We start from the raw sequence: 11,751 nt of genomic DNA, 5'->3' as shown, positions 1-11,751 counted from the left end.
ATGAAAATAGAAGCAATAGCAGCAAATATTTTAAGTGGTTTGGAACAGTTGGGTGAAGATCCCGCATTATCACTTGAAGGCTGTGACTGGAGTGGCAGTCAGGTGCTGACTTGGACTGGTTCCGTGGTTGCAAAGCTCAGTGAGCAGCTTGCAGAACAGGGCTCACAGCGAGGCAAAACACTACTCTGGCAAGCTGATAATTCTGGGAATGGGTTGCCTCTGCTGATGCACTTGGTGGCACTAAGGCTGGGTATCGGGTTTGAACTTGTGCCTGAGGCGAACCCAGAGAAGGATTGCTTGACCTTAGAGGTACAAATCCCGAATGCGTTAGAAGGCCATCGAGGTGAGTTTTCGGTATTGCTGGCAGAAAACACCACCGTGGAGACAAACCTGACCTTACTCGAAGCGCAGCAAGAAGCTCTGGGGCCTATTCAGGGAAAGGTCGCCGTATTTTCTCCGCTTAATGAATTTGCTCGCTTTGGTATTTTCGCAGCATGGAGTTGTGGGCTACCTGTGCGATTGCAGGACCCCGCTATCAACCCAGCTAAAGCGCTGGTTGCTCTGGAGCGTTCAGGGTTTTCCGGTGTGGTATTGACGTCAACTTTGCTAAAAGGCTTGGTCGCACACCCGGCATTGGCCTTGACCAATCTCAAAAGCCTGCAATGCCTTTTGTATGAAACCGATGTCTTGCTATCACAATCGTTGTTGCGGGATATTCAACGCTTATTGGCAAAAGATATTTCCGGTTGGGTCTGTACCGATAAAGGTATAGAACCCGTTGTAAAGGTCCAGCAAGCCCAGACCCAAAAGCTTGCGACTCTTGTTGAAAGTGTTGCGAAACACCCTGCGGTTGCCAGCTCCGTGACAATTCCCCTTGCTGGAGAGAATCGCTGGGCGGTCTTTGCGCAGCCCAAAATGCGGGCAGAGGCCAGTAACCTTGATATGGCAGGGTTGTTCGAGCGAATTAATACCGAGCTGGATGCGGAATTTGCCCATATTGATTTGGAATATGCGGTAAAGATTACGGAACAACTTAACGCTACTGCTTTGCTATCCATGCTGAATGCTTTCAGTCACCTGGGATTGTTTTGCGATCGACATTCAGTACACAGCTTAGCGGAAATACTTGAAGCCCCTCCGGTGGCTCAGCAGCACCGAGCTTTGATCAAGCGCTGGATCAAGGTTTTGCAGGAGCAGCAGTTACTAAGTACTGATGGCGAGTATTGGTCGCCAGAGGTAGATCCAGACAGCTACAGTGATGCTGCCCTGGCTCTAGCATGGACTCGGCTGGAACAGGAATGGCGGAAGTTGTCTGGAGCCAGTAAAACGATCGATTACGCCCGCGCTAACGCGGAACAATTACCGGATCTGATTCGGGGCAAAGTCCAGGCTGTGCACCTGCTGTTCCCCCGTGGTAGCACTGAGTTGGCGAGTGCGCTTTACCGGGAGGGTATAGCGGCCAGGTACCAGCAGCATTCAGTAAGAGCTTTATTGAAGTCCATCTTAAATAATTGGGAAGGCCAGCAACAGACTCTGAAAATACTGGAAGTTGGCGCTGGCACTGGGTCGACTACCCAGGCTCTACTGCCAGTGTTGGATGGTGTCAGTGGCCATATCAACTTTGAATACCAGTTTACGGATATCTCTGCGGCTTTTCTCGACAGCTTTTTCGCAAAACATGGGGGGCAGGAGCAGCGCCCTTGGTTGCACCGTGGATTGTTTGATATTGATCGTTCACCGCGCAGCCAGGGATTTTCCCCCAATAGCTTCGATGTAATTATTGCTGGTGGTGTTTTTAACGCCGCCCGCGACACAGATGCGTCATTGCGCAGGGTAGCCGAGTTATTGCGCCCAGGTGGTTGGTTCATTATGACGGAGCCAACCAGTGAGGAGTTTTGGGTGATGGCATCACAGGCGTTTATGTTGGTGGATGCCGTCGATGAGCGCACAGATACCGGTGCAACCTTCCTGTCACTTTCCCAGTGGCACAACGCCATGGATGCCGCCGGCTTACAGCTGGTTATGGATTTGCCTGTCTCCGAACACCCTTTGTCCAGACAGGGGCACCGCTTCTTTGCCTGTAGAGCCAAGCAACATCAAATGCGACTGTCAGCAGATTGCCTGGCCGAATATCTCGATCACTTTAAGTCAGAAATTTATATCGAAGTTTTGGACAAATTGCCTTTGACTCTTGAGGGGCAGATAGATAAGGACCAATTAGAGAAATGGGCCGTGTCCATGGCTGAAAACCGAGGAGAGTCAAATGGGAATTGATAACTGCAAGCGGGTTGTCGTTGCAGGGACAGGTTTTGGTCGTATTTATCTCGAAGCCCTGACATCGTCCAGATTACCCGGCCGAGAATATTTTGAACTCTCTGGATTATTGGCTCGTGGCAGTGATTATTCCAGGAGCTGTGCCGAGCAATATGGAGTACCGCTCTATACCGAGGCAGAGCAGGTCCCCGATGATATCGATATTGTGTGTGTTGTTGTGCGTTCTGGTGCAACCGGGGGCGAGGGTTCTGAAATAGCACAATCGTTTCTTAAACGAGGCATTCATGTATTGCAGGAGCATCCGGTCCACACCAAGGAAATTACCGCCAACCTGCTAGCTGCAAAGCAGGGGAATTCGGCCTATGCCGTTAACACCCTCTACCCCAATTTGCGCCCCACCAGGCAGTTCCTGGCTGCGGCAGAATACTTGCGTCGGCACCAGCGCCTGGAAATGATCGATGCTATTTGCAACAGCCAGATGGCCTATCCGCTATTGGATGTTATTGGTCGTGCAGTGGGCGGGCTTCGCCCCTGGTCTTTTAGCGAGCCGGTGCAACCAGAGGGCCATCCTTTTCAAAGTCTGTCGGCTACCTTTGGTGGTGTGCTCATGACTTTGCGTATTCAGAATCAGGTTCATCCACAGGACCCTGATAATCATTCCCTGCTATTACATCGGCTTGCTATAGGTGGCGAGGCTGGGGTTTTGACTTTGACTGATACTCACGGCCCCGTGCTCTGGAATCCCAGGTTGCATTCACCAAGGGACCAAACCGGCCGGCTTATTTTAAAGGGTGAGGGTACAGAGCGGCTGGCCGTTCCCAGCATGGTTACCCTGGGCGATACGGAAATGCGTAGTTACCACGATATTTTTGCCCTCACTTGGCCGGAGGCGGTTATTGAGGCTCTGCACTCCCTTTGTACTGATATCGCACAACCCGAGAAGCGCAAGCAAAGTGGTCAATGGGCATTGAGTGTCTCAATGGCGTGGAGTGATTTAACGGCCCGAATCGGTATGCCGACTTTGATCCAGCCAGGGGAGCCGGAGCCGGTATCAGTTCAGGCACTCGCGGATATTGTCGGCCAGGCTTGCGACTAGAGTTTTAAGAAAACACGAACAGCACAAAAAAAGTGATTACGGAATTTTTACTTATAAAACGGGGTTAGGAGGAGAGATGCAAAATCAATCAGGGTTGATCATCGAAGGGCTCTTTAAGACATATAAAAATGGGGTGAAGGCGTTAAACGGCGTTAACTTGGAAGTTGGCCCCGGCATGTACGGATTACTTGGGCCTAATGGTGCCGGGAAAAGTAGTTTGATGCGTACCTTGGCTACCCTGCAAACCCCGGACAGTGGTCGGATCATGCTGGATGGTGTGGATGTGCTGGCAAAGCCGGACTTTATGCGCAGTAAACTGGGCTATTTGCCGCAACATATCGGCGCCTATCCTGGAATTGCAGCGCGGTCATTGCTGGAGCGTTTTGCCTGGCTCAAAGGCTTCACCGAAACAAGCGCAAGACGCCGTGAAGTGGATAGGCTATTGGAGCAGGTCAATTTGGCCGATGTAGCCGATCGAGCCGTATCAACCTATTCCGGCGGTATGCTGCGTCGTTTTGGTATTGCCATTGCATTGATTGGCGAGCCGCGCCTGATCATCGTTGACGAGCCAACCGCTGGCCTGGACCCGGCTGAACGTAATCGCTTTCACTGTGTTTTGGCGGATGTCGCGGCGGATGCCATTGTATTGCTCTCTACTCATATTGTTGAAGATATCGAAAACCTGTGCCAGCGCCTGGCCATATTGGCCTCTGGGCGTATTGTTGTTGAGGGCACAGCTCCGGAGGTCACAGACCCTCATATAGGCAAGATGTGGCAAGCACTGATTCCCCGTGGCGAATCACTTCCCGCATCCCTGCACAATATTGCCAGACCCGATGGTACCCAGGTAATCGTACACGGGGAAAAACCCGAAGACTCTCGTTTTACTGCCCACACGCCTCGCCTGGAAGATATTTATCATCTGGCTATTGAGCAGGTAAAAGACCAGCGGGAGGCTGCATGAACAAGCTGGCGCTTATTGCCCATGAGGCAAAGCTGGAGATAAGAGCCGGATTTAGCAGCGGCATCGTGGCTTTAGCCTTCTGGGGGCTGGTGATCTACCTGCTTCTGAATTTGGTCAATGCCGACTACATGCAAAAAATGGGGGCCACAGATATTCCCCGGAACTCACCATCACTCATTTACCTGATGGGTGCGGGATGTATGTTCTTTCAGTTTTTTGCCTGGGCCTGGGTTTTCTCGCAGCCTATTTTGCGGGACCGCAAAGCCAGTCTGCATGAAGTGATCTATACAACACCGAATTCCCTGAGCGTAATGCTTTGGGGGCGGTTTCTTGGCGCAGCGGTAATAGGAGCCATATTAAGTGCATCTGCGCTGGTAGGGTTTTTGGTCTCGCCGGTATTGGTGTGGATGGGCTTGCTGCCCGAAACAGCGATTGGCCCAGCTCCCTGGAAAGCCCTTGGGTTTGCATGGAGCTGGTTACAGATTCCCGCGAGCATCGGTATTGGCGCTCTGTATTTTGTCGCTACGTTGCGAACTCGCAGCCTGGCCGGTCCTTTTGGACTCGCAGCGGCTTTAATGATGTTGTGGATGTTTGCTGTGATCGTTCTTCGGGGTGGCAATATTAATCCGCAGCTGGCTGCGGTAATGGATCCCTCGCTATTTACTTTCGTTTATACGGAGGTTACTTCCTGGACACCTCTGCAAAAATCAACCTCGCTACTGCCGTTTACTTTGGGTTCGGTACTGAATCGAATTCTATGGTGTCTTGTTCCTTTGCTTGCCTTGGCGGCTTGCCTGAAATACTTGCGAAGGGAAACACTGGTACTGGAAGGGGCTGCCAAACCTGCCCGGGCTAAGGCCGCTAAAAAGGCAGCCACTCGCAAGGTTAAAGATTTCTCTCCATCTAAGCCCGATACCGCATCGGTTGGCCGCTCCCTGCGTCAACTCATGCTGGAAGCCCGCTGGAGATTATTTCACGTATGGAGTAGTCGCGCTTGGTGGGTCGGTGTTGCGGTCCTGGTAATAATGGGGGTGGCTAGCTCGTTTACCCAGATCATCTGGCACGCTGAAGGGCCTATGGCACCGCGCTTGGAAATGCTATTGCCGCTTCTCAAGGATGTTATTTTCCTGGTTATTGCTTTTGTAATCGCCGCATTGACTGGCTTGGTGTGCCGCAGGGATCAGGTGCCCGGGTTTGACGACATGCTGTCTGCAACCCCCGCGCCCGACTACACACGATTATTTGGCGTTGCCCTTACCGTATTCGCCATGACGGTGCTGTTGGCCCTGTTGCCGGGTCTATCGGGCATTATTGCTGTGCTTCTCACCGCTCCGGCATCTGTCGATATCGTACAGGCGTTCACTTATCAATTGCTGATAGTGACAGCTCCTTTATTGGAGTTGTCGATGATGGTGCTTTTGGTGCATGCATTGTTCCGCCATGCGGGCTTTGCCTATTCCATGTCAATGTTTGTGACCTTTATTCTGGTCCTCAATCATGAGCTGGAGCTGGTGCATTACCCGCCCTATGAAGTGGGTATCACTGCTCATATTCAACTGTCAGCACTCAGTGGTTGGGAACCCTGGATCGGTTATTTATTGGCCTTGGATGGATTTAAAGTTGCGCTTGCCCTATTGATGATCGGCCTGGCCGCTCTTTTGATTCCCCGTGGACTGGATAGCCGCATGTCTCAGGGTTTTGCCCTGATACGTTCACGCCTTATGGCCCCTCAGGGCGCCCTGGTGGCTTGTTCTGCTTTATTTCTTCTCGGTCTCGGTTCTGTATTGGGAGATAGGCTGGTAGTGCAGGGCGGATATCAATCACCAGAGCAACTCAAACAAGAAGATGCCCTCTGGGAATCTTATTGGCTGCCGAAAGCGAGTGGGTTTGAGGTGTCCGGTGGTGAATTGAATATCAATATCAACCCGGATAACCAAACAGTAGAAGGTGAGTGGTTATTGCATAAAGTTCATGTCGAAGGGCAGGGCTTGCAGTTTGAATTACCCCACGGATTTGTATTGGTTAAGGCCTTAGTGGGCGGGCGTGAAGTCACACCGGATCAGCGTTACGACCATATGTCGCTGCCAATATCAGGCTGCTCTGAACAGGGTTGTAATATCAAACTGTTGTGGCAAATGACGGCGCCGGGGTGGTCCGCAGAGGGAGAGCCCTCAGGGCTAACTGCCAGTGGAGTCTGGTTACAAGCGAGCGATATTGTTCCGCGTATCGGTGTTGACCCCGAGCGTATCTTGCGTGTGTCAGCGGAACGTGAAGCGCTGGGCTTGAACCCTGAGTTCAGCCTGCCGGCTTCACAACTGGCCACAACCCTTGAGGGCGCGGCCCCATCGGGGGACTGGCGCTGGCAGATCCAAATCCAACGGGATGATAAAAATGTCTTTAGTGAGCAGGGGAGCACTCATGGCCCCTTGGATTTCTCCATTCAATGGGCACCCAATACGAAACTAGCGGTATTCGATGGGTTTGATGTTTCCCATGATTCCGATCGCTCAAATATGGTTTCTGCCATTGCTAAAGACGTTGGGCAGATGCAGGCCTGCGTGAGCCAGCGGCTGGGTACTGATATCGAAATTAAACGGATTGCCCAATGGCCAAGAGGACTTGGAGAGACACGGGCCAGCGGTAATTTGCTGCAATTGTCCGAGGGGCCTCATTGGGATATTGCCGATGAAGGTACAGGGCGTTGGCTGCGGCGGGTCGATATCGCCCGAGCTTTGGCCCGCCAGCATTTACTGGAAAGTTCGGACATACGACGTATTGCCGGCTCCGCGTGGCTCAGCGATGGAGTTTCCGGAGCGATTGGCCTGCTTTGTGTAGCGGAAATCGATGGCATCGAAGTGCTTGATGATGTGCTGGTTCGATACTCCGATAAGACGACCAGAGACTTGGCTGGCAGTGAGGTACCCGTTGAGCGCTTGAGCACCGCACCGATTTCCGGTTGGACTCGCTACTATGCGCCGGTGGCCGCACTGGACTGGACGCTTCTGCAATCTCCTGAGTCCCTGTCCGCGTTACTCGATGACATCAAGCAGCAGAAGAATATTGAAAATGTACTGAGCGCTTATGTCGGTGAGACACGGACGCAAAATATGCTCGGGGCTCCTCTTTCATCAGCTCTGACGGTCGAGTACCTGGAGTCCGGTCAAATACGCCTGGACGGACAGCGTTGGCGCTGGGAGAAGGGTGGATGGCAACCGGTCGCACAAACGGCCAGCTACCGTTTGCTAGCCGATATCAATGAGTTGGATTCCGAGGTCATCAATGGAAAAACGCTGATTGAGCGTCTGCCCTCGGAGAAAGTTCTAGCGCTGGATATCTGGCCTTCCTATCAGCGGGACCCTGCACAGAATTTACTGGCTGAGAGTTCTGAAGTATCGAATATCAATTAATAGCCTAAGTAATAGAAAGGAAATTCAATTTATGCTCAGCTTAAACCTAGATAAGAAAGTACTTGCGAAACAAATTTCGCTAATATCGGCAAGTCTGCTATACGCTTCCGGAGCCTACTCTGCGGCGGAAGGAGCGGAAAAGGAGAGTTCTTCCGAAACTGAAATGGAAGTCGTTGAAGTTACTGCCCGGCTTACAAAAGAGAAAGCCAAGGATGTCCCCTTCAGCTTGAGTGTTGTTAGCGAAGAGGATTTGAAAAACCGATTGCTGCTCAATTTTGAAGATGCATTACGCAGTGCACCTGGAGTAGATGTTTATTCTTCCAGTGGTGCGGTGGATGCAAATATCCGTATTCGCGGGGTTGGTTCACTGACTCAGGTAAATAAGGATGATGGCTCCGTTGTAGTGAACCTTGATGGCGTATCTATGCCTGCGGGAAATGTGTCCCTTGGGACCCTTGATATCGAAAGACTGGAAATATTAAAGGGTCCTCAAGGGACCTTATTCGGGCGCAACAGTGAAGCTGGCGCTATTAATATTACCACTAACAAGCCAACCGAAGAGTTTGAAGCTTACGGACGTGTAGAGCTCGGAGAGGATAGCCAGAGTTTATATCAAACTGTGATCAGCGGCCCATTCTCTGAATCACTCCGTGGCCGAGTAGCCATTCGACATATCAGTGAGGACCATTGGGTTGAGAATACGACTAACGGCGATCCAATGACTGAACCCAAAGACCTGGCTTTCAGAGGTAGTCTGGAATGGGATTTGGGTGCGAAAACATCAGCCTTATTTATTGCTGAGAAGCAACAACAGGAAGGCTTTCTGAACCTTCAGTTATTACAACCTTTCGGTGATGACCCTGGCAGTGAACACACACCAGGAGCTTTTGACGATAATGAAAAAACCGTTGAGCGATTTTCCACTGAAATCAATCACCAATGGGCTAATACTCAACTGACTTCTATCACTGCATTGGTCAACACGGATTTTAGTTACCTAACCGGTTTTGACCAAGAGACTGCCCAAGCAGTGTTCAATTTCCCAATGGAGTATCTTCGTGGCGATAGCCAGGACGAGCAGACCATCAGCCAGGATCTACGCTTGTCCTCATTGCCTGAGGCAACTACATTCTGGGTGATTGGACTCAATCTACAAGAAGGTGAAAGAAGTTTTGACTCAATTGATTTGGTGTCCTTCGCCAATCAATACCGGGATTACGATACTGATAGCCAAGCTATTTACGGTGAGACTACATTACCTGTAACTGACTCCCTGAAATTTACAGCTGGATTACGTTACACCCAAGAGAGTAAGAAGTACGCCGGTGAGTATTCCAGCTACGGTACGGATGGCAATCTCTACGTTTCTCAAGATCAAAGAGATTTGGACGATAGTTATACAACTGGCCGCTTGGCTCTTGGTTATTCGCTGTCCAATTCCACAAATATCTATGCAGTTGCCGCACGGGGCTATAAATCCGGTGGGTTCAATGACTTTGCTTTGCAGTCTGCCGATAGCGTTGCTTACAAGCCCGCAACTGTCGACACCTTCGAGCTAGGCATTAAAAATGAGTCAGACAGTTTGAATATCAGTGGTGCTGTATTCTTTAGCTCAGTGGAAGATGATCATTTGTTAGGCTTTGATTTTGCTTCCTATTCCTCTGCTGCAGTAAATGCAGATACGGAGACATTTGGTGCAGAGCTTGAGGCCGATTGGTTTATAACCGAGCAGTTTAGTATTGCCGGTGGCTTGAGCTTCCTGGATACGGAAATTACAAAAGATGTGTATGGTGTTTCCGGCGGTGACGTTTTGGCGGGTAATGAAGTGCCTGACGTACCCAGCTGGAGTGCTAGCCTGGCATTGAATTACTACCAGCCTCTGCCAGACTTTATGGGGTTAAGCGCACCGGCCCTCAATACTAACCTGACTGTACGCCATGTAGATGAGCGCCCGGCAGATGCACAAAACCACTTTAACCTGGATGCTTACAGCAAGGTGGACCTTCGTGTAGCACTGCAAACGGACTCTATGGAGCTTTATCTGTTTGCTGACAATCTGCTTGATGAGCAGTATCAGTTATATGGCTACACCAATGCGATATTTGCCCCTGATGCCAGAATAGGGGCGCCGGCAAAAGGACGTCGTGCGGGAGTTGGAGTTCTATACCGTCTGTAATGAGATTTCGACAGTTTAGTTAACGACTGTTTTATCTGTCTTGATGGTGAGTGGATCAATCTCTGTAGAGATTGATCCACTAAATAGCTCAGAGGCTCCTTAGCTTGCTGGGTTGATTGTACTCCCATGCAATAGAGTCGGGTCCAAATTTTCTCTCAGTCCACTAACCTCTATACCCGTAACTTTGGTTGTAGGCCCGGGTTTGATATTAAATGTGGAATCTTTATCGATTAAACGTTGTACAGTTTTCCAGTCCTGTTCACTGACTTCCATGTGCACTTTACTCAGGCCAGTAGCACCATTTTTATGGTTTGTTTCTTGAGGGTACTGAGGTGGGTTATATGGACTTACAATAAATGGCAGTCGCTCAGAGCGAGGATAAACAAAGCGGAAGCTGGTTTTTTGTCCGTTTGGCTTGGTTCGTTGCCAGGGAATCACTCGCCCGGTTTGAACACCCTCACGCTTCATCGCTGAAAGATCATTATCAAAATCGTCACTGACTAAGGCAACATCACAAAAACCTTCCCCTTCTTGCGACCAACGTATCATCCTACGTCCTGCGCCCCGGCCGGCAAAGAGATCAATAATCCATTTGAAGTAGTGGGCATTGGATGGAGATGTCAATAACTCAATAATAGCCCCTTCACTAAACCAAATATGGGCGTGCTGGGCGTTCTTTTCTTTTGTGGCGTAATCCACAGAAAAACCGAGCTGACGGAAATCTCGTACAGCTTGATGAATATCCTCCACCCAGAGTAAAACGTGGCTACAGCGTGTTCTCATAAGAGTGCCTTTTGTCTAAAAATAGTGTTGCTTGTTTGGCTTTTATTTTTTAGGCGGCAGTTGTTAGTTAATCATTTCTTGTGGTTGATTTAACCATACCAGAAATTACGATAAGGGTGATTTAACTTTTGCCGAAATTTTAATAATTATGAAAGTAATATAATCTACTTGGTGATTCTTTCAGGAATTGTATGGGCCGCTGAACAGTGTAGGGGTCAACGCCCCGTAGTGAGAATCGGGTGTCTATTTCTAAAAACACAAAAGATTGATGTGGCTTGGACCGAGCAGAAATTACTCTGAAACCTCAGGTTTGATCCCCACGCAATATTTGGCGGGAACCTCATCTAAGCTAAATGCCTTCATCAGTTTTCTGCTTGCTCCCACATAAGACTCTACCGTTGCACCAGACCAGTAACCCGTATCACAACTCAGGGAAACACAATTGCCTCCAAAAGTTACAAAGGACTTATCCCGTACAATCTTGCATGTGCATATGGCTTTGAGTGGATTCATCGGGTCGATAATGCAGGGTTGATCCAGGCAATCAGTCCACGGTTTACCTTTGGGGCAGGACAGTACAGGTTTGGTGGGAGCCTGTGCGAAAGAAAATGTCGATAAGGCTTTTTTGATGTCGTTTGAGTCAGTCACAGGCGTCCGGTTTTTACATTCAGAAAACCCGAAGTTCAACCCCTTATTAACGTCACATCGGCAAATTGCATTTGAATCTGGATTACTGGGATCTGGAATGCATGGGGCAGATGTGCATAGAACATACTCATTATTACAAATGATGCCCTCATTATTCTTGATTGAGTTATGACTATTCTCTTCTGCTGCCGTTTTAACTCCCATAAAAGCAAGTACAATCAAAATTATTATGAATAGAAGTGACTGTTTCATCATGAGCAGCTCTTTTATACGTTAATCGCCAAAATAGAATGAAAGCTGATATTTCCCAGGTGAAGACGATTGAAGTGTCGTTTTTTTAGATTGGACCTGACTTCATCCCGCTCGATATCTCATTGGCTATCAGCCCGTTTTCGGTGCCTCC

At 49.7% G+C, this 11,751-nt stretch carries 7 protein-coding genes; 5 read left to right on the top strand and 2 right to left on the bottom strand.

Annotated features, from left to right (window positions below):
- The 5 genes from ACYX4J_RS10730 to ACYX4J_RS10710 all read left to right on the top strand — a co-directional run bounded on the left by ACYX4J_RS10730 (nucleotide 1) and on the right by ACYX4J_RS10710 (nucleotide 9,917).
- Complete coding sequence (locus ACYX4J_RS10730; protein WP_476178583.1) at nucleotides 1-2,274, top strand: class I SAM-dependent methyltransferase; 2,274 nt, start codon at nucleotides 1-3, stop codon at nucleotides 2,272-2,274.
- A complete protein-coding gene (locus ACYX4J_RS10725; protein ID WP_476178582.1) occupies nucleotides 2,264-3,370 on the top strand; it encodes a Gfo/Idh/MocA family oxidoreductase in 1,107 nt (368 codons plus the stop codon). The genes ACYX4J_RS10730 and ACYX4J_RS10725 overlap by 11 nt, the downstream gene beginning before the upstream one ends.
- Before the next feature lie 76 nt (nucleotides 3,371-3,446).
- Nucleotides 3,447-4,334: an ABC transporter ATP-binding protein gene (locus tag ACYX4J_RS10720; protein ID WP_444908237.1), complete on the top strand. Its 888-nt coding sequence runs from the start codon at nucleotides 3,447-3,449 to the stop codon at nucleotides 4,332-4,334.
- Complete coding sequence (locus tag ACYX4J_RS10715) at nucleotides 4,331-7,741, top strand: ABC transporter permease (protein WP_476178581.1); 3,411 nt, start codon at nucleotides 4,331-4,333, stop codon at nucleotides 7,739-7,741. Before ACYX4J_RS10720 ends, ACYX4J_RS10715 begins: the two co-directional genes overlap by 4 nt.
- A gap of 31 nt (nucleotides 7,742-7,772) precedes the next feature.
- The gene (locus ACYX4J_RS10710; RefSeq protein ID WP_476178580.1) at nucleotides 7,773-9,917 is read left to right on the top strand and encodes a TonB-dependent receptor; all 2,145 of its coding nucleotides are present in this window, start codon (nucleotides 7,773-7,775) and stop codon (nucleotides 9,915-9,917) included.
- A gap of 99 nt (nucleotides 9,918-10,016) precedes the next feature.
- Here ACYX4J_RS10710 and ACYX4J_RS10705 read toward each other — a convergent pair whose 3' ends face one another.
- Entirely contained in the window at nucleotides 10,017-10,700 is a 684-nt protein-coding gene (locus tag ACYX4J_RS10705) for a VOC family protein (protein ID WP_475712792.1), read from the bottom strand.
- 291 nt (nucleotides 10,701-10,991) lie between these two features.
- Nucleotides 10,992-11,603, bottom strand: a complete 612-nt coding sequence (locus ACYX4J_RS10700) for a hypothetical protein (RefSeq protein ID WP_476178579.1) — start codon at nucleotides 11,601-11,603, stop codon at nucleotides 10,992-10,994.
- Nucleotides 11,604-11,751: the final 148 nt, after the last annotated feature.

The organism is Microbulbifer sp. ABM4_008 (assembly GCF_056311705.1).
Note: the sequence above shows the minus strand (reverse complement) of the source record. Positions and strands in the feature narration are given on the sequence as shown.

Coding starts and splice junctions, on each gene's coding strand:
- ACYX4J_RS10730 (WP_476178583.1), top strand. CDS start 1: ATGAAAATAGAAGCAATAGCAGCAAATATTTTAAGTGGTTTGGAACAG.
- ACYX4J_RS10725 (WP_476178582.1), top strand. CDS start 2,264: ATGGGAATTGATAACTGCAAGCGGGTTGTCGTTGCAGGGACAGGTTTT.
- ACYX4J_RS10705 (WP_475712792.1), bottom strand. CDS start 10,700: ATGAGAACACGCTGTAGCCACGTTTTACTCTGGGTGGAGGATATTCAT.
- ACYX4J_RS10710 (WP_476178580.1), top strand. CDS start 7,773: ATGCTCAGCTTAAACCTAGATAAGAAAGTACTTGCGAAACAAATTTCG.
- ACYX4J_RS10700 (WP_476178579.1), bottom strand. CDS start 11,603: ATGATGAAACAGTCACTTCTATTCATAATAATTTTGATTGTACTTGCT.
- ACYX4J_RS10715 (WP_476178581.1), top strand. CDS start 4,331: ATGAACAAGCTGGCGCTTATTGCCCATGAGGCAAAGCTGGAGATAAGA.
- ACYX4J_RS10720 (WP_444908237.1), top strand. CDS start 3,447: ATGCAAAATCAATCAGGGTTGATCATCGAAGGGCTCTTTAAGACATAT.